General features: G+C 68.2%; 15 protein-coding genes. 9 read left to right on the forward strand and 6 right to left on the reverse strand.

The genetic code is table 11. From position 1 onward, the window contains the following. The first annotated feature begins 63 nt into the window (after positions 1-63). From BLV76_RS07895 to BLV76_RS07910, 4 genes are all read left to right on the forward strand, one after another. The gene (locus BLV76_RS07895; RefSeq protein WP_090968635.1) at positions 64-855 is read left to right on the forward strand and encodes an ABC transporter ATP-binding protein; all 792 of its coding nucleotides are present in this window, start codon (positions 64-66) and stop codon (positions 853-855) included. A 400-nt stretch (positions 856-1,255) separates the two neighbouring features. Further along, the gene (locus BLV76_RS07900) at positions 1,256-3,406 is read left to right on the forward strand and encodes an ABC transporter permease (RefSeq protein WP_245734593.1); all 2,151 of its coding nucleotides are present in this window, start codon (positions 1,256-1,258) and stop codon (positions 3,404-3,406) included. Between the two features lie 75 nt (positions 3,407-3,481). Next, on the forward strand, positions 3,482-4,963 hold the full coding sequence (locus BLV76_RS07905) for a peptide MFS transporter (protein ID WP_090968636.1): 1,482 nt from the start codon (positions 3,482-3,484) through the stop codon (positions 4,961-4,963). 18 nt (positions 4,964-4,981) lie between these two features. After that, positions 4,982-5,674 carry a ZIP family metal transporter gene (locus BLV76_RS07910; protein ID WP_090968637.1) on the forward strand — a complete coding sequence of 231 codons (693 nt, stop codon included), beginning with the start codon at positions 4,982-4,984 and terminating at the stop codon, positions 5,672-5,674. Here the strand turns inward: BLV76_RS07910 and BLV76_RS07915 are convergent. Continuing rightward, on the reverse strand, positions 5,671-6,714 hold the full coding sequence (locus BLV76_RS07915) for a DNA polymerase IV (RefSeq protein ID WP_090968638.1): 1,044 nt from the start codon (positions 6,712-6,714) through the stop codon (positions 5,671-5,673). The two genes, BLV76_RS07910 and BLV76_RS07915, sit on opposite strands and share 4 nt — an antisense overlap. 87 nt (positions 6,715-6,801) lie before the next feature. Here BLV76_RS07915 and BLV76_RS07920 point away from each other — a divergent pair, with 87 nt between their 5' ends. Next, positions 6,802-7,035, forward strand: a complete 234-nt coding sequence (locus BLV76_RS07920) for a hypothetical protein (RefSeq protein ID WP_090968639.1) — start codon at positions 6,802-6,804, stop codon at positions 7,033-7,035. A 7-nt stretch (positions 7,036-7,042) separates the two neighbouring features. On the opposite strand, the gene BLV76_RS07925 is transcribed toward BLV76_RS07920, so the two are convergent. The 3 genes from BLV76_RS07925 to BLV76_RS22815 are packed head-to-tail and all read right to left on the reverse strand — an operon-like array spanning position 7,043 to position 9,715. Then, the gene (locus BLV76_RS07925; protein ID WP_090968640.1) at positions 7,043-8,242 is read right to left on the reverse strand and encodes a cysteine desulfurase-like protein; all 1,200 of its coding nucleotides are present in this window, start codon (positions 8,240-8,242) and stop codon (positions 7,043-7,045) included. A gap of 10 nt (positions 8,243-8,252) precedes the next feature. Then, positions 8,253-9,200 (reverse strand): succinylglutamate desuccinylase/aspartoacylase family protein, encoded by a 948-nt coding sequence (locus tag BLV76_RS22810; protein WP_217630290.1) that lies wholly within the window; start codon positions 9,198-9,200, stop codon positions 8,253-8,255. Next, entirely contained in the window at positions 9,200-9,715 is a 516-nt protein-coding gene (locus BLV76_RS22815; RefSeq protein WP_217630291.1) for an ATP-dependent zinc protease family protein, read from the reverse strand. The genes BLV76_RS22810 and BLV76_RS22815 overlap by 1 nt, the downstream gene beginning before the upstream one ends. A gap of 65 nt (positions 9,716-9,780) precedes the next feature. On the opposite strand from BLV76_RS22815, the gene BLV76_RS07935 reads away from it, so the two are divergent. Continuing rightward, complete coding sequence (locus BLV76_RS07935) at positions 9,781-10,968, forward strand: RimK family alpha-L-glutamate ligase (RefSeq protein WP_090972474.1); 1,188 nt, start codon at positions 9,781-9,783, stop codon at positions 10,966-10,968. A 12-nt stretch (positions 10,969-10,980) separates the two neighbouring features. Here the strand turns inward: BLV76_RS07935 and BLV76_RS07940 are convergent, their stop codons facing one another. Further along, a complete protein-coding gene (locus BLV76_RS07940) occupies positions 10,981-12,363 on the reverse strand; it encodes a DUF222 domain-containing protein (protein ID WP_090968642.1) in 1,383 nt (460 codons plus the stop codon). A 233-nt stretch (positions 12,364-12,596) separates the two neighbouring features. On the opposite strand from BLV76_RS07940, the gene BLV76_RS07945 reads away from it, so the two are divergent. From BLV76_RS07945 to BLV76_RS07955, 3 genes are read left to right on the forward strand one after another with little or no spacing between them, the layout of a single operon-like run. Beyond that, positions 12,597-13,931, forward strand: coding sequence for a hypothetical protein (locus tag BLV76_RS07945; RefSeq protein ID WP_139306518.1), 1,335 nt, complete (start codon positions 12,597-12,599; stop codon positions 13,929-13,931). Next, positions 13,928-14,500, forward strand: coding sequence for a hypothetical protein (locus BLV76_RS22820; RefSeq protein WP_245734594.1), 573 nt, complete (start codon positions 13,928-13,930; stop codon positions 14,498-14,500). Before BLV76_RS07945 ends, BLV76_RS22820 begins: the two co-directional genes overlap by 4 nt. Beyond that, on the forward strand, positions 14,497-16,431 hold the full coding sequence (locus BLV76_RS07955) for an ATP-binding protein (RefSeq protein WP_090968644.1): 1,935 nt from the start codon (positions 14,497-14,499) through the stop codon (positions 16,429-16,431). The genes BLV76_RS22820 and BLV76_RS07955 overlap by 4 nt, the downstream gene beginning before the upstream one ends. Before the next feature lie 176 nt (positions 16,432-16,607). Here BLV76_RS07955 and BLV76_RS22100 read toward each other — a convergent pair whose 3' ends face one another. After that, complete coding sequence (locus tag BLV76_RS22100; protein ID WP_139306519.1) at positions 16,608-17,036, reverse strand: hypothetical protein; 429 nt, start codon at positions 17,034-17,036, stop codon at positions 16,608-16,610. Between the last annotated feature and the right edge of the window lie 620 nt (positions 17,037-17,656).

Here is a 17,656-nt window from a genome sequence, read left to right on the forward strand (position 1 = left end):
CAGGGTCGACTCGGGGTGTTGTCCCATGGCTGCCGTTGGCACGACGCTGACAGACTCGTCGACATGACGGAGCAGCCCACGGGGGAGACCAGCAGGGAGTCGGCGCGCGGCGTCGCAGCGAGCGCACACGACCTGGTCAAGACCTACGGCAAGGGCGAGGCCGAGGTCCGGGCCCTCGACGGGGTCACGGTCGACCTGATGAAGGGCGAGTTCACGGCCGTGATGGGGCCCTCGGGCTCCGGCAAGTCGACGCTCATGCACTGCCTGGCCGCGCTCGACACCCCCACGTCGGGCGAGGCGATCGTGGACGGCACCTCGCTCGGGTCGCTGAAGGACAAGGACCTGACCACCCTGCGGCGCGAGCGCGTGGGCTTCGTCTTCCAGTCCTTCAACCTCGTCCCGACCCTCAGCGCGGAGGAGAACATCCTGCTCCCCCTGAGCCTGGCCGGCCGCAAGCCCGACCGCGCGTGGTTCGACGCCGTCGTCGACGCCATCGGCCTGCGACCGCGGCTGGGCCACCGGCCCAGCGAGATGTCGGGCGGCCAGCAGCAGCGCGTGGCCTGCGCCCGCGCGCTGGTCAGCAAGCCGTCGATCGTGTTCGCCGACGAGCCCACCGGCAACCTCGACTCGACCAGCTCGGCCGAGGTGCTCGGCTTCTTGCGCCGCAGCGTCGACGAGTTCGGCCAGACCGTCGTGATGGTGACGCACGACCCGGTCGCGGCGTCGTACACCGACCGGATCGTCTTCCTGGCCGACGGCACGATCGTCGACGAGCTCCGCGAGCCCGACCGCGACGCCATCCTCGACAAGATGACCGGCCTCCAGGACATCGCCGCCCGGAAGGCGGCGGGCTGATGCTTCGCCTGACCTGGCGCAACCTGCTCGCCCGCAAGGTGCGCCTGCTCATGAGCGCGCTCGCCATCGTGCTCGGCATCGGCTTCCTGGCCGGTGTGATGACCTTCAGCACCGGGCTCAACACGACCTTCGACAACATCGTCGAGGGCTCCACCCCCGACGCCCAGGTGCGGCCCGCCGGCGACGTGCAGGGCGCCAACGCCGGCGTCGGCACGACCTCGCTGATCACCCCGACGACGTCGCGAAGCTCGCCGCCCTCCCCCAGGTCGCGGAGGCGGCGGGCTCGGTCGACGGCTTCGGCTCGTTCCTGCTGGGCGCCGACGACAAGCTGGTCGGCGGCCAGGGTGCGCCGACCCTCGCCTTCAACTACGCGCCCAGCGAGAACATCCAGGGCGAGCAGGTGCTCCAGCTCGTCCGGGGCCGGTGGCCCGAGAAGCCGGGCGAGGTCACCCTCGACGCCTCCTCCGCCGAGCGGGGCGGCTACTCGATCGGTGACACGGTCACCATGATCACTCCGACCGCGAAGCCGGAGCGCACCTTCACCCTCGTCGGCACCGCCGAGTTCAACGGCGGGGGCACCGCCGGCGCCACGCTGGTCCTGCTCGACACCCGGGAGTCGCAGGACATCTTCCTCGACGGCAAGGACGCCTTCACCAGCGTGTCGCTGACCGCCGCCGACGGGGTGTCACGCACCGAGCTCGCCGAGGCCGCGAAGGCCGTCGTGCCGGACGGCTTCACGGCCGTCACGGGCGACACGGTCATCAAGGAGCAGCAGGACCAGATCGGCCAGTTCCTCGACGTCATCTCGATCTTCCTGACCACCTTCGCGGTGATCGCGATCGTGGTCGGGGCCTTCATCATCTTCAACACCTTCTCGATCCTCGTCTCCCAGCGGGTGCGCGAGTCCGCGCTGCTGCGCGCCCTCGGCGCGAGCAGGAGGCAGGTCACGCGCTCGGTGCTGGTCGAGGCGTTCCTGATGTCCGTGGTCGGCGCGACGCTCGGCCTGCTGCTCGGGCTCGGTCTGGCGCGAGCCCTCGCCGGCCTCTTCCGCACCTTCGGCCTCGACATCGCCGGCGACGTGCTGACCCTGACGCCCTTCACGGTCCTCTCGGGCTACGTGGTCGGGATCGTGGTCACGATGGTCGCGGCCTTCGTCCCGGCGCGGCGCGCGGCCAAGGTACCTCCGGTCGCAGCGATGCGAGACGACCTGGTCGTGCAGGAGAAGGGGATGGCCCGCCGGCTGCTGCTCGGCACGATCGCGATGGTCGTCGGCACCGCGCTGGTGGCAGCCGGCCTCGTCGGCGCGCCGGGGACCGACGCGATCTGGATCGGCGCCGGCGCGGTCATCTGGGTGGTCACCACCGCCGTCCTCGCGCCGGTGGTCGGCAAGCCGGTGCTGCTGCTGTGCCGCAGCCTCTTCGGCCGGCTCTTCGGCACACCGGGGCGCCTGGCCGGCGAGAACGCCCTGCGCAGCCCGCGCCGCACCGGCGCCACCGCCTCCGCGCTGATGATCGGTCTCGCCGTCGTCTCCGCGGTGGGCGTCCTCGCCGCCTCGCTCAGCGCCACTCAGGACAAGATCGTCGACGACCAGTTCACGAGCGACTTCCTGGTCCAGCTCCCGACGTTCCAGGGCTTCCCGGTCCAGTACGGCGACGCGATGGAGGCCGTCGACGGGGTCGGTGTGGTCTCGCGCCAGCAGGGCGTCCCGGTCAGCGTCGAGGTCGACGGCAAGCCCGACCAGACGTTCGCCAACGGCGTCGACGCGGCCTTCTCCGAGGTCTACACCCTGACGATGGTCTCCGGGACCGAGAGGATCTCCGGCGACCAGGCGCTGCTCAGCCAGAGCCGTTCGGACGACCTGGACGCCACGACCGGCGACACGATCGACGTGGAGTTCCCCGGCGGGAGGTCGATCCCGCTCCGGGTGGCCGGCGTCTTCGAGGACACCCCCGTGACCAGCGGGCTCACGGTGCCGCTCGCGGTCCTGGGCGAGGCCGGCGTCAAGCGCAGCGACTCCTCGATCAGCATCAACGTCGCCGACGGTGCCGACCGCGGAGCGGTCAAGCAGGACCTTGAGGACGTGGTCAAGGACCTGCCGATCCTGTCGGTGCAGGACAAGGAGGAGTTCAAGGAGCTCATCAGCGGCCAGGTCAACCAGCTGCTCTACGTCATCTACGGCCTGCTCGCCCTCGCCGTGGTCATCGCCGTCATCGGCATCGTCAACACCCTCGGCCTCAGCGTGCTCGAGCGCACCCGCGAGATCGGCCTGCTCCGCGCGGTCGGGCTGTCGCGGCGCAAGCTGCGCCTGATGATCACGCTCGAGTCGGTGGCCATCGCCCTCCTCGGCGCCGTCCTCGGGATGGTGCTCGGCCTGGTCATCGGCGTGGTCCTGCGCGAGTCGCTCAAGGACGACCTCACCGAGCTCGCCCTGCCGATCACCAGCCTCGCCCTCTTCCTGGTGGTCGCCGTCCTGTTCGGCGTGCTCGCCGCCGTCGTACCCGCCGTCCGGGCGTCGAGGATGAAGGTGCTCGAGGCCATCGCGACCGAGTGACCCGCTTCTCCCGGACTACCCCCGGGGAGGGGTCCGGTGGAGACATCCGGCGCGCGCGGTGGCACTGTGGAGCGAGTGAGTGCCACACCTGAGAACACGCCTCGACAGAACACGCAGGACAAGCGATCGGACACCGCGTTCTTCGGCCAGCCGGGCGTGCTGGCGAACCTCTTCGGTGTCGAGCTGTGGGAGCGGTTCAGCTTCTACGGCATGCAGGGCATCCTGCTCATCTACCTCTACTACACCGCCGCGCAGGGCGGCCTCGGCATCGACGAGGGCGTCGCGACCGGCATCGTCGGCGCCTACGGCGGCGCGGTCTACCTCTCCACCATCCTCGGCGCCTGGCTCGCCGACCGGGTGCTCGGCCCGGAGCGGACGCTGTTCTACGCGGCCGTCTGCGTCATGCTCGGCCACATCGCGCTGGCGGTCCTGCCGGGGCTGACCGGGGTCGGCGTCGGGCTCGTGCTGATCGCCCTCGGCTCGGGCGGCGTGAAGGCCAACGCGACCTCGCTGGTCGGCTCGCTCTACGACGAGCACGACCCGCGCCGCGACGCGGGCTTCTCGCTCTTCTACATGGGCATCAACATCGGTGCCTTCATCGGCCCGCTGCTGACCGGCCTGCTGCAGAAGGAGGCCGGCTTCCACTGGGGCTTCGGCGCCGCGGCCGTCGGCATGGCGCTCGGCCTCGCGCAGTACGCGTACTTCCGCCACCGGCTGCCCGACGAGACCAACCACGTCGCGAATCCGCTCCCGGCCGGACGCGGTGCGCGCTACGCCGTGGGCGCGGTCGTCGTGCTCGTGCTGATCGGCGTCCTCGTGTGGGCCGACGTCATCACCGCCGACCGGCTCTCCAACATCGTGATCGGCATCAGCCTCGTCGCCGCGATCGCCTACTTCGCGGTGATCCTCGCCGACAAGGAGGTGCAGGGCGTCGAGCGCAGCCGGATCTTCGCGTTCATGCCGCTCTTCGTGTGCAACGTGGTCTTCTGGTCGCTCTACCAGCAGCAGTTCACCGTGGTCACGATCTACGCCGACAAGCGGCTCGACCGCAGCCTCTTCGGCTGGGAGATGCCGGTCTCGTGGGTCAACAGCATCAACCCGATCTTCATCATCGTGCTCGCCGGCGTCTTCGCCGCGCTGTGGACCAAGCTCGGCGACCGGGCCCCGGCCACGCCGTTCAAGTTCGGTGCCGGCACCGCCCTGATGGGCGTCGCGTTCTTCGCCTTCCTGCCGATGCCCGGCGGCCAGAACACCGCTCCGCTCATCGGCATCGTTGGGATCCTGCTGCTCTTCACGCTCGCCGAGCTGCTGATCTCGCCGGTCGGCCTGAGCGCGACGACCAAGCTGGCGCCGAAGAAGTTCGCCACGCAGATGGTCGGCCTCTACTTCCTCTCGATCGCCCTCGGCACCGCCCTCGCCGGCACGCTCGCGGGCTACTACGACGAGACCGACGAGGCGCCGTTCTTCATCTGGGTCGGCCTCGCCTCGGTCGTCACCGGCGTCGTGGTGATGGCGCTCAACAAGCCGATCCACAAGCTGATGGCCGGCGTCGACTGACATGCCCGGGGCCCTGTCGTGATCGAGGCGCTGGGGTGGGGAGCGCTGGCCGCCAGCTCGCTGGTGCTCGGCGCCGCCCTGGCGCTGGTCCGGTCCTGGTCGGACACGCTCGTCGGGCTGGTGCTCGGTTTCGGGGCTGGAGCGCTCATCGCGAGCGTCTCCTTCGAGCTCGCCGAGGAGGGCCTGCGGATCGGCGGCGCGTGGCCGGTCGCGCTCGGCCTGGTCCTCGGTGCTGCGACGTTCTACCTCGCTGACAAGGCCGTCGAGTCGCGGTCGTCCGGAGGCGGTACGTCGCTCGCGCTGGGATCGTTCCTCGACGGGATCCCGGAGCAGGCGGTGCTCGGCATCGGGCTGGCGCAGGGCCAGGGAGTCAGTGCGGCGCTGCTCGTCGCGATCTTCGTGTCCAACCTCCCCGAGGGGATCGGATCGGCCGCCGACATGCGGTCGTCGGGACGTGCGCCCGCCCAGGTGCTCCGGCTCTGGGCCGTCGTCGCGATCGCGTGCGCGCTCGCCACGGTGGGTGGCTACCTCGCGGCCGACACCGCGTCGAGCGAGGTCCGCGCGGCGATCGACGGCTTCGCCGCGGGTGCGCTGCTGACGATGCTGATCGACTCGATGGTGCCGGAGGCGAAGGAGAAGGCGAAGGACCGCGCCGGGCTCGCGACCGTCGCCGGTTTCGCCCTGGCCGCCGGGCTCTCGCTGCTCGGCTAGTAGCCACCCTCGGGCGGCACCATCTCGCCCCGGACGCCGAGCAGGCGCACGGGGCGGGTGTCGTCGAGGGCGAGGTAGAGCGCGAAGGCGGTCTGCGCGATCACCTCGACGTCGAGCGTGGGACCGGCCAGCTTGCGGACCTTGGTGAACGTGAAGAACGGCGCGAACCGCACCTTCAGGTGCACCCGCGCCACCTCGCGCCCCTCCTTGCCGCAGTCGGCGACGACCCGCTCGGCGAGCTCGGTGATCGCGGCCAGCACCTCCTCGGCGGAGGCCAGGTCGTGCTGGTACGTCGTCTCGCGTCCGTGGGCGCGCGCCACCCAGGGCGTGTCGTCGGGCCGGGAGCGACCTCCACCGCGGCCGAGCCGCCCGAGGTGGGGGCCGTTGGTGGGGCCGAACGCCGCGACCAGTGCCTCCTCCTCGGCGCCCGCGAGGTCGGCGACGGTGCGGATCCCGATCGACTCGAGGCGTGCGCCGATCCTGTTGCCCACGCCCCAGAGGGCGGTGGTCGGCCGCGCGCCCATCACCTCCATCCAGGTGTCGCGGGTGAGCATGAAGGTGCCCTGCGGCTTGCCGAAGTCGGTCGCGATCTTGGCCCGCACGAGGGTGTCGCCGATCCCGACCGAGCAGTGCAGGCCGGTCGCCTCGAACACCGCCGCGCGCACCTGGTCGGCCGTGGCCACCGGGTCGTCGGTCTCGATCCCGACGAACGCCTCGTCCCAGCCGAGCACCTCGACCGTCGCGCCCGGGAAGGCCCGCAGCGTCTCCATCACCCGCGCCGACGCCTCCTCGTAGACCGGGAAGTCCACCGGGAGGAACACCGCCTCCGGGCACCGCCGGTGCGCGAGCTTGAGCGCCAGCCCGCTGCGTACGCCGTGCTCGCGCGCCTCGTAGGACGCCGTCGAGACGACCGCGCGCTCCGTCGGGTCGCCGCGCCCGCCGACCACGACCGGCTTGCCGACCAGCTCGGGTCGGCGCAGCAGCTCGACCGCGACCAGGAACTGGTCCATGTCGACGTGGAGCACCCAGTGCTGAGGCACACCGCCATCCTGCCCGAGCCCACCGACACGAGCCGGTCACCCGTCGGGGCGGTTCCGGTCGCACCCCGCCGACGTAGCGTCGACGACATGACCACCGACCAACCCGACCCCTACGCCGAGCACCCGGAGGAGTCGGACTTCCCGACGGCCGGAGAGCGCGTCAGCGACGAGGACCGTCAGCGCGCGCTCGACGCCGAGCCCGACGGCAACGCGACGGTCGGCGACACGGTCGACACCGACGACGTCGACTCGAGCGCGGAGCAGGGTACGTCCGGCCAGGAGGTCGCCCAGCAGGCGCGGGGTGCCTACCGACCCGACTGATCGCGGCTCAGCGCAGGAAGTCGCCCAGTCCCGCGAGCAGCCGGTCGACGTCGGAGTCGTCGGTGTAGGCCGCGAGCCCGATCCGCAGGCCCGAGTCGACGGGGAGTCCGAGCGCGCGGAAGGTCTCGACGGCGTAGAACGTGCCGGCCGGGACGAGGACGTCGCGCTCCGCGAGGAACGCGTACGCCGCCGCCGGGTCGTGGTCGCGCAGCGTGAGGAACAGCGTCGAGGTCCGGTCGGCGGCGCGCGAGTGGAGGGTGAGCCCGTCGCCGAGGGACGCCAGCCCCTCCTCGATCCGGGTGCGGAGCCGGAGCTCGTGGTCGGCGATCTCCGCCGCGGAGGCGACGATCCGCTCGCGGCGGTTGCCCTCGACCGGCGACCACGAGGCGATGAAGTCGACCGCCGCCGTCGCGCCGGCGAGCAGCTCGTAGGGGAGCGTGCCGAGCTCGAACCGCTCGGGCACCGCGTTGGTCGACGGCAGCAGCTTGTCGGGCTGGAGCGTCTCGAGCAGCGCCGGGTCGGCCACGAGCGCCCCGCAGTGCGGCCCGAAGAACTTGTAGGGCGAGCACACGACCAGGTCCGCGCCCATCGCGGTGATGTCGGGGGCGGCGTGCGCGGCGTGGTGCACCGCGTCGACATACACCAGCGCGCCGACCTCGTGCGCGCGGGCCGCGACGGTCGCGACCGGCGGCCGGGTGCCGAGGAGGTTGGACGCCGCGGTGAGCGCGACCAGGCGGGTCCGCGGCCCGATCTCGGAGAGCGAGGCCAGGTCGAGCTCGCCGGTGGACGGCACGAGCCGCAGCCACTTCACGGTGACGCCCGCCCGCTCGGCGGCCTGGATCCACGGCCGCACGTTGGAGTCGTGGTCGAGCTCGCACAGGACGATCTCGTCGCCCGCGGTCCAGGTCCTCGCGAGCGTGCGGGAGAAGTCGTACGTCAGTGCCGTCGCGCTGCGGCCGTGCACCACGCCGCGGGGGTCGGCGCCGAGCAGGTCGGCGATGGTCGAGCGGAAGCCGGCGACCACTGCCTCGGCGTTGCGCTGGCTGAGCGTGCCGGCCCCGCGCTGCGACAGCGGACCGGTGATCGTGCGGGCGATCGCCTCGCCGACGACTGCGGGCGTCTGGGTGCCGCCGGGGTTGTCGAAGTGCGCGATCCCCGATCGGAGCGACGGGAACTCGCGGCGGAAGGAAGCGACGTCGAAGGCCATGCCGGAGACGTTAGTTGGCGATGTGCACGACCGCGTCGCCGGAGTTCACCAGCGGGGCCTCGGTGCGTCCGATCACGATGCCGTCGCGGTTGGCGTAGACCGCGCGCAGGGTCTTGCCGAAGGAGTCGAAGAGCGTGCCGAGCCGCTCGCCGTCGCTGACCTTCTGGCCGAGGTGCGCGTCGAGGTGCAGGATCCCGGTGCGCCGGGCCCGGACCCAGCCGCTGGACCGGCACTCCAGGCTCGGCTCGACCGGCGGCTCGTCGACGGGCTCGGTCATGCCGAGCGCGGCCAGCACGCGTCGTACGCCGACCACGCCGGCGTCGACGGCGTAGTCGTCGAACCGCAGCGGCTCGCCCGCCTCGTAGAGGAGCACCTTGGCGCCGTGCTCGCGCGCGGCGTGGCGCAGCGAGCCGTCGCGGATCTTGGCGTGCAGCATGACCGGCGCGCCGAAGACGGCGGCCAGCTCGCGGGTGCGCTCGTCGTCGAGGTCGGCGCGCACCTGCGGCAGGTTGCTGCGGCGGTCGGAGCCGGTGTGGAGGTCGATCCCGACCTCGCAGCCGGACACGATCTCGCGCATGAACAGGTGCGCGATCCGGCCCGCGAGCGAGCCGCGCGCGGAGCCGGGGAAGGAGCGGTTGAGGTCGCGGCGGTCCGGGAGGTAGCGGTCGCCGGTCATGAAGCCGAGCACGTTGACGATCGGGACCGCGACGAGCGTGCCGCGGAAGGTCTTGGGATCGAGCCCGGCCATCACCTGGCGCACGACCTCGACGCCGACGACCTCGTCGCCGTGGATCGCGGCGTTGATCCAGGTCGTCGGGCCGTCCTCGCGCCCGTGGACCACGCGCACCGGGAGCGTCACGTCGGAGCCGGTCACCAGGCGGGTGATCGGCAGCTCGAGCGCGCGGACCGTGCCGGCACGGATCCTCACCCCGCCGATGGCGAACGACTCGCGGGCCACTACTTGCCCCAGTTCTTCTTGCGGATCGACCGCTTCGGCCGGCCACCGGCGTAGGACCTCGACGAGTCCACGAGGTAGCCGCGCTCGAGCGCCTCGCGGCCGATGAGCATCCGGAAGCCCATCTCGTCGCGGTTGCTCAGCGTCATCACGGTGGTGAGGGTGCGGCCGGCGAGCACCACGTCGAGCGCGACGGCGTACCTCTTCTCCACCTGGCCGTTGCTGCTGCGGACCTCGCGGGTGTCGAGCACCGGGAGGGTGAGCTCGTGCGACTCGTCGTCGGACTTCTGCCAGGGGTGGATCGAGAAGCGGACCCACTCCTCGTCGAGGCCGTCGGGCACGAAGACCTCGAGGTCGAAGGCGTGGATCGAGGACGAGCGGGCGCCGGTGTCGATCTTGGCCTTCACCCACTCGACGTCTGCCTGTGGGAGCGACACCCACTCGCGCCAGCCCACGATCGTCGGTGCTCCCGGGGCGGAGTCGTCCGCGGCTGCGGATGAGCTCGGGGTGGAGGACACGGCCCCATCCTCTCAGGTGACGGCCGGGGCAACGGGTGCTGGTGGGGATGGTTGTATGGGTGACCATGAAGCTCGCCATCCTGTCTCGGGCCCCGCGCTCCTACAGCACCCAGCGTCTTCGGACCGCCGCGGTGGACCGCGGGCACGACGTGAAGGTGCTCAACACCCTCCGCTTCGGCATCGACCTCTCGGGGGACGAGCCCGACCTCCTGTTCCGCGGCAAGCAGCTGTCGACGTACGACGCCGTGCTGCCGCGCATCGGCAACTCGATCACCTACTTCGGCACCGCCGTCGTGCGTCAGTTCGAGCAGATGGACGTCTACACGCCCAACACCAGCTATGGCATCGCGAACAGCCGCGACAAGCTGCGCGCGACGCAGATCCTCTCGCGCCACGAGATCCCGATGCCGGCGACGACCTTCGTGCGCGACCGCGCCGACGTGATCCCGGCGATCGAGCGCGTCGGCGGTGCGCCCGTCGTGATCAAGCTGCTGGAGGGCACGCAGGGCATCGGCGTGATCCTGGCGCCGACCATCAAGGTGGCGGAGGCGATCATCGAGACCCTCCAGAGCACCCGGCAGAACGTGCTGATCCAGCGGTTCGTCAAGGAGAGCAAGGGCCGCGATATCCGTGCGCTCGTCGTCGGCGACCGGGTCGTGGCGGCGATGCGGCGCGTGGCGCAGGGCGACGAGTTCCGCTCCAACGTGCACCGCGGCGGCAGCGTCGAGCCGGTCGAGCTCGACGAGGAGTTCGAGCGCGTGGCCGTGCGGTCCGCGCAGATCATGGGCCTGCGCGTCGCCGGTGTCGACATGCTCGAGGGCAAGAACGGCCCGCAGGTGATGGAGGTGAATTCCTCGCCCGGCCTGGAGGGCATCGAGGCCGCGACCAAGCTCGACGTCGCCGGCGCGATCATCGACTACATCGACAACCAGGTGGCCTTCCCCGACATCGACGTACGCCAGCGGCTCACCGTCTCGACCGGCTACGGCGTGGCCGAGATCGCGGTCCACGACGGCTCCGACATGGTCGGCAAGAAGCTCGGCGACTCCGGCCTCGACGACCGCGACATCACGGTCCTGACACTCCACCGCGGTCCACAGGTCATCCCGAACCCGCGCAACAAGACAGTCCTCGAGGCCGAGGACCGGCTGCTGTGCTTCGGCAAGCTCGAGGAGATGCGCTCGATGATCCCGGACCGCAAGCAGAAGCGGGTCCGGCGCCTGATGAAGAAGCACCTGCCGCCGAGCGACTGACTCTTGCAGCCCTCAGGCGGCGAGGTCGAACAGCGCCCGGTGGAGGGCTTCCTCCGCAGGACTACGTCGTGGCGTGGCATCGACGCGTCGGGTGCCGGTGTGGTCGACGAGGTAGAGCGCGCCGTGGGGGTCGCGCCAGACGTAGATGCCCGGGAAGGGCTGCTGGACCTGCCAGCTGGTGTGGGTCTTGATGCGGTGGTGGAACGGGGTCATCGGTCCGTAGTTGCCCACCCTCGACTGTCCCGGTGGCCCGCCGTCCTTCATCGAGCGGTAGGGCACCGTGTGGTCGATCTGCATCTCTCGGGTGCATGCTCCCCACGGGAAGGTGTCGGCCGGCGTCATCAGGTGCACGGCCCTTCGATGTCGGTCGGGGATCTCGTAGGCGTCGACCGGTGCCTGACCGGCGAGGTCGAAGACGGGCTGGATGGTGAACCGGGCGTGTGGGCCGAGGTGCTCGCGCACCCAGGCTTCCGTGACGGGGCCGTGGCCCTCGACCCGCGCGGTGCCGGTCGCCTCGGCCGGGTCGGTGGCGCCGTACAGGTGGACGAACAGGGTCACGGTCGGAATCACCTTTGCCCAGTCGACGTCCGGCTGTTCGGTGGTCTCCACGGCGTTCTGTGACGCGAGGAAGGCTTCGATCAGCCGCACGGCCTCGTGCGGGGTCGCCAGGACGGCGACGGCCTTGACCCGGCGGGCGTCGTTGTCGTCGGTGTCGCCCAGGGCGGCGAGGATGTCAGCGAGCCACTGCACCGTCGCGTCCAGCTTTGTGATCACGTGGAACGGTGCACGGATGAAGAAGCCCCGCATCCCGTCCTCGGTCGATCGGGTCGGGCTGGCGACCTGACGCGTGGCGTTCTCCTGCTCCTTGCGCGCCGCGGCCACAGGGTCGGAGGCGACGATGGCACCTGTGACGAGGTCCTCGAACCGCGACCACGGGATCCGTCCGTCCGCCGACTCGACCACGCGCTCATCGACGTAGAGGGCCTGATCGATGGTGAGGTCGCGGGTGCGGCGAGCCACGAACCGGGCGTAGGACGCCTTCACCTCCAGCGCCTCGACGCGCCGCCACAGCTGAGGGAGTCGGATCGCCAGGTCCAACGCGTCGGCCATCAGCGAGTGCGCCGACCCGGTGGAGATCCCTAGCCTGGCGCCGAGAGAGGTCGCGGCGAACTCGGTCACGTCGTGCGTGCCGACCCCGCCGAACCGTCGGGTCCGCTCCCGGCCCGGGAGCCTGGCGACCTCGGGATCGAGCCGATCCGGGTTGTTGATCACCGCCACCTGCAACGCGATCCGCAGCACCTGGACCTCGCACTCGCGCTGGGTGCGCGCCACCTCGTCGGCATGATCGAGGAGCTCGGCCTCGGTCAGCTCGTCGAGGGCGGCGGTCAGGTGCATGGATCTACTCAAGCAGGAGGGTCCGACACTGGGTCCCGGTGGCGAAAGGGGTTGTGGCGTACGGCCCTTCGCCCAGAATGACGCGGCGAGCCAACTCACGACGCCTGATTGCCGATCAAGAAACGGCCCCCAAGGAGTCATGAATTGAGGCATAGCAACACCCACGCATGCCCGCTCATTGGATCTCGAGAAAAGTTGACCGCTTCCGACAATGGCGACCTATTCTGTCGTCCGTGGATGACTCCCGGGCTGCGATTGCGGCAACGCCTGCCCAAGTCCTAGTCTCCACACCCGCGCCCGACGATGCCGGAGCCGAGACCTATGATCGGTTCGACTGGCAATGCGCGATGGCGACCGCGGATCTTCTGTCTCTGATGTACTCGCGTCTGACTGCGAGCCCGGGCTCTGCCGACGCGACGGCCGCGTTCGAGTTGTACTGCGAGCACCACGAGGACTGGTCATTCACGAAGGGCCCAGACGCCGAGATCGTTTCGGCCAAGCACCATGAGCGTGAGTTCGGGACCTACAGCACTCTCAAGATGCTGCTCGATGACGGCGGCGTCCTTCACCTTTTTGACCGCTGGGTGGCGTTGGGCAACTCACCTCACTGTCGCTTGGTTACAACGTCAGCGCTTAGTTCAATTGCTCTCGATCTAGAGAAGGCGTGCGCTCACTTTGCCGAGCAGAGCACCATCGACCTCAGTGACAACGAGTACGGCGCATTGCTCGACAGACTTTCGAAGGAGATGTCGAAGCGGCGCCTACACAAGTTGACCGCGACCGATCCGACCGTCACATTGGAATCGATAGGCGCAGAGACTCGCGAGACTCTGGCTGCGTTCCTGCAAATCCTTTGCATCGATCACGGCCGGCCGTTCCGGGACGACTTGGAGTATTCAGCGAGCAGTCGGTACGCCATGCCGGTCGCTGTCGCACTCGGCCGACCTGACGCAGCGGATGCTATCTGGAGCGCGTTGTTGGACATGGTTCGGCAGCGGATGCGTGCGGCAGGTCCAAACGCGCGTGCGTCACTGCCTATTCTTCTGGGAGCGGCAGACGAGACCGGGTTCGAGAAGCGCATGCTTACCCTCGCCGACGTCGAGACAATTGTTGAAGTCGCGCTCGCGAACACGTCCGGGTACCGCCCGCTTCCCAAGAAGGTCTGGGCGACAAGGGTGGCCGTGAAGATGGACGTCGGCGGGTGCTCTGACACCTCGATTGGGCGGGCCGAGAGACTTCGGCTGCAGTACCGATCGCACTGGAGAGCAGAGACGTCGGGTCCGAGCAAGATCACGGCGGAGCGCAAGGTATTGAACATGCTTCACCGGGTCGCCGAAGAGGAGGTCGAACGTGTTTCCCACCCGACTGAACCGTGGGGGAAGAAGCTCTGGGTCTCGGTACAAGCCCGGGTAGACGAGCTCGAGGGCACCCCTAAGGCAAACGGGTTGGACGCTGACATGCTCCTGGGCGGCATCGCGGAACTGTCGAACAACTGTGTTGTCTGGTTCTCCCCGAAGTTCGACGTCGAGGAGAAGATGCGCCAGCTCGCACAAGGGGCAGCCTCGTGAGCCAAAGCATCGAGGAGCTCGACGAGCTCCAGTGGGAGTTGGACGATCTTGCGTACCACCAAATTCGGGTCCTGCTCTTGGTCGCCTCCGTAGCGGCCGAGCCCGAGCACAACCGAAAGCTAGACGGGCTCACCAAGCTGGCCAAGCTCGACTTCTTCGTGCGCTACCCAGCGTTGGCAAGTGTCGTACTGGAAGAGCTTGGGCCCGACAAGCGCCTCCACCTCAGCGAGGAGGACATCTTGAACCCCACTGTGGTTCAAGACCCGATGACTCGCTATAAGTACGGCCCTTGGGATGATAGGTACTACCCCGTCATCGGCGCTCTGGTGTCCCGGGGTCTTCTCAAGTACGGGTCAGGCCGCAAAGGCAGCGTCTCTCTCGTCCCAACCGCCGCGGGAAGTGCACTCGCCGCGAACCTCGCCAAAGACTCCGTATGGAGCGACGTCGCAGACCGGTGTGCGGCGGTTGCACAGGCATCACGTGGCATGTCCGGCAACGCGCTCAAAGAACGAATCTACGAGAGGCTCGCAACGCTCATGGACCGCCCGCACCGCGAGGTCATCTCATGACCGCGCGCTTCCGTATCCGACAGTTCAGGGTCGAGACCGTCGAAGGTCCCGTCATCTACAACTTTGACGACGACCTGACCGTCCTCGCCGGCGACACCGGAGTCGGGAAGACCACCCTGTTCGAACTGGTCAAGTTCTCCCTGGGTGGGGATGGCCTCATTGCACCGGTCGCGACCCAGGCAGTTTCCGAGGTTCACATCACCGTCTACGTCGGCACCGAGCAGTTCCAGCTAAGTCGCGAACTCGACGCCAGCCGTTCCAAGACCCTCACCGTCACGGACCTCATCACCGGCGAAGTGCGCACAGAAGTCCCCATCGAGGACGCCAAGAACGAGACCGTCAGCGACATCCTGATGAATGCTCTTGGCCTTTCGACTCAGATGCGTGCAGCGGCACGGTCCGGCGCAAGCAGCCGCAAGGGCGCGCTCATCACCTTCTACGACCTCTTCCGATACATGTATGTGCCGCAGGCAGCGATCAATCAACAGATCGCGGGAAGTAAGGAGAGCTACTACGAACCTAAGCGAAAGGCTGTTTTCGAGCTTTTGTTCGGCCTAACTGACGCCGACATCCTCGACATGCAGTCGCAGGTCAACCAGCTAAAGGGCGAGACTGCTGAGGCCAAGCGCGAATTCGACACCATCAATCAATTCTTGAGTGGCAGTGGCACCAAAGCACGCTTCGACGCAGAGCTGGCGTACGAAGGTGCTGTCAAGGAAGAAGCAGACGGAATAGCCTCGCTCACTCGGTTGAGCAACGAGGTCGAAGATGTCATTGATCGCGAAACTCAAATGCTTCGAGAAATGCTCACCACAAGCGAACGCTCTCTGAGCGATGCGCGCGACCTGGTGAACTCGCTGCAACGCGAGCAAGCCCAGTACACGGCCGAGCGGCACCAAGTTGGCCAAGACATCGCACGACTTACCCAGATGGCGAGTGCGGGCGACCGTCTTGCAAACATCGAGTTCGTCGTCTGCCCGCGCTGTACGCAGAAACTGAACCAGCGAGAGGTTCCTCCTGACACGTGCCGTGTTTGTCTACAGCACGACAACGTGAAGGACCTCACACGAGGTCAGTACGAGACAACTCAACTGGTCGAGCAAGCTGAGGAAATCGAGCTGCAGCTTTCGGTCATCCGTGCGCAAGCAGCGGAGGCGGCCAGTGCGGTCGCCGACCGGACACAACTCGTTGCGAACCTGACCAGCCGAATAGAAGAGCGCACCGCGAACCGTGTCACCCCGCGCCTCCAGGCCTATATGGACGCGTCAGCAAAGGCGGCACGCGCGAAGGCAGACCAGAAGCACCTCAGCGAGGTGCTCAAGCAGTGGGACCGCGCCAACGACCTTGGACTCGCAGCACAAGAACTCGAGAAGCGCCGCGGCGCCTTGAAAACCCGCATAAATAATGCGAACGCCGCTCTGGCTCAGCGCCGCTCCATGGTCTTCGCCGACCTCACGGAAGAGTTCGCCAACACAGTCGCTGATTTCCGGATCCCCGCCGGTCAGAGTGCAACCATTGACCCCGACACCTATCTGCCCCTTATCGACGGACGCGCCTTCGACAAGGTCAGCTCCGCTGGCGGAATCGCCACCGCCACCCAGGTCGCGTACTGGATGTCCCTCATCGCGGTGGCTGTCCGCCTGAACGACACCCCCTACCCCGGGTTCCTGCTCATCGACAGCCCGCAGCTAGCGCTGAGCAGCGCAGAAGGCATCTCAAGCCAGATGTACAACCGTTTCGCAACCCAGGTCGCAGTCGTGAAGGGGCGCTTGCAGTTCATTGTCGCGGACAACAAGTTGACGAAGGACCTCGTGAACGAGTTCACCGAACTGAACTTCTCGTACGACAACCCCACCATCGGCACTATTAGGCACCCTGGCCCGGCGGTGAAGCCGCTTGTCGCGGAGCCCCAGACCGACGACGAAGCATAGGCCTCTTCTGAAGACTGACTTACCGAGCGACATCGCTGATTCCTGGTTCGCCGCGGGCGAGCGTTTAGCGATGGCTTGCGTCGTCCCCGCGGGGCTCGACATAGCAACGTGACGCATGGGCGAAGGTTCAGGCACGTACCGCTGCATCCACGCGTGCACCCCAAGTACGGACTCAATCAGCCAGCCTCCGTGGTGACGCTTGGCGTTTCGGGAACACCAAGGTCCGCTCTTGCCTGGTTGATGAACCGGTCGAGGACAACCTGAAAGTCGAACACCAGGCCGCCTTCCTCTCGGCCATGACGTATGTACTTGGCAAGCGCAGACCAAGCGAAGTCGGCCAACTCAGCGGCCTCAGCCGTCCCATAGAGCTGAACGAGCGCAGCGCGGTCTATGACACTTCGGAGCGGATCAGCCCCGAGGTCGAGCGCCTCGTCGTCCATAAAATGCCGGTTGTACCTCGAGGCGAGCCCGTTGGACTCGGCAACGAACCGTGCGTATGCCTCTCGGCGATGCTCGAAGAGCCGGGCATCGCGAATGTCCTGCTGTGCCTCCCGTGCGCGGTCGTGTTGCAGCCAGGCAGACCACGCCGAGGTTACGGCAGGCACGACAGCGCCTACGCCCGCTCCGATCAGTGCCCGCTACTGCTGCATCCACGGACAGACCGGAGCGGTTCAACGTCGAGCATGAAGGCCGCCGCGGATGTAGTGGTCCGCCCGCATGAAACACTTGAGCGACGCAAGAAACGCGTTGCGTCACATCGCCGCGAGCCAAACAGTCAGGCAGGAGTACCTGACAGCCGATCCACCTCGGCGCGAAGCCGTCGCACCTCAGCATCGAGTTCCTGGATTCTGTCGATGCACCACTGAACGCGGGCCGAGTCGTTCTGCGCAGTCGCCGCTTGATTTTTGAGCGTCTTCGCGATCTCTCGAGTGTTCTTCTCCGTGGCGAGCCGTGCGTATGTGTTCGCGCTGCTAACGCCGCCGCTGCTAAAAAGTCCCACTGCCCGCCCCCTTGTCGAATGTCCACGAAGTCTAACGACGCGCCGCGGGGCCGGCGTGCGAATAGGTCGTTCGCTGCAGTTCAGCGCGTAACCAATCCGGTGCGTGGCTTCCCGCTGATGTGGCCGGTGCCTACGCCGCAAACAGGCTGGATGGTCGGAACGACTCGCCGAAGGAAGCGCAGCCGCCTCTTGACGGCCCACCCGGCTCCGCGCCCCGGTGCTAGG

Source organism: Nocardioides exalbidus (assembly GCF_900105585.1).
GTDB lineage: Bacteria > Actinomycetota > Actinomycetes > Propionibacteriales > Nocardioidaceae > Nocardioides > Nocardioides exalbidus.

Coding starts and splice junctions, on each gene's coding strand:
- BLV76_RS07920 (WP_090968639.1), top strand. CDS start 6,802: ATGACCACCGACCAACCCGACCCCTACGCCGAGCACCCGGAGGAGTCG.
- BLV76_RS07940 (WP_090968642.1), bottom strand. CDS start 12,363: ATGCACCTGACCGCCGCCCTCGACGAGCTGACCGAGGCCGAGCTCCTC.
- BLV76_RS07955 (WP_090968644.1), top strand. CDS start 14,497: ATGACCGCGCGCTTCCGTATCCGACAGTTCAGGGTCGAGACCGTCGAA.
- BLV76_RS07935 (WP_090972474.1), top strand. CDS start 9,781: ATGAAGCTCGCCATCCTGTCTCGGGCCCCGCGCTCCTACAGCACCCAG.
- BLV76_RS07925 (WP_090968640.1), bottom strand. CDS start 8,242: ATGGCCTTCGACGTCGCTTCCTTCCGCCGCGAGTTCCCGTCGCTCCGA.
- BLV76_RS07895 (WP_090968635.1), top strand. CDS start 64: ATGACGGAGCAGCCCACGGGGGAGACCAGCAGGGAGTCGGCGCGCGGC.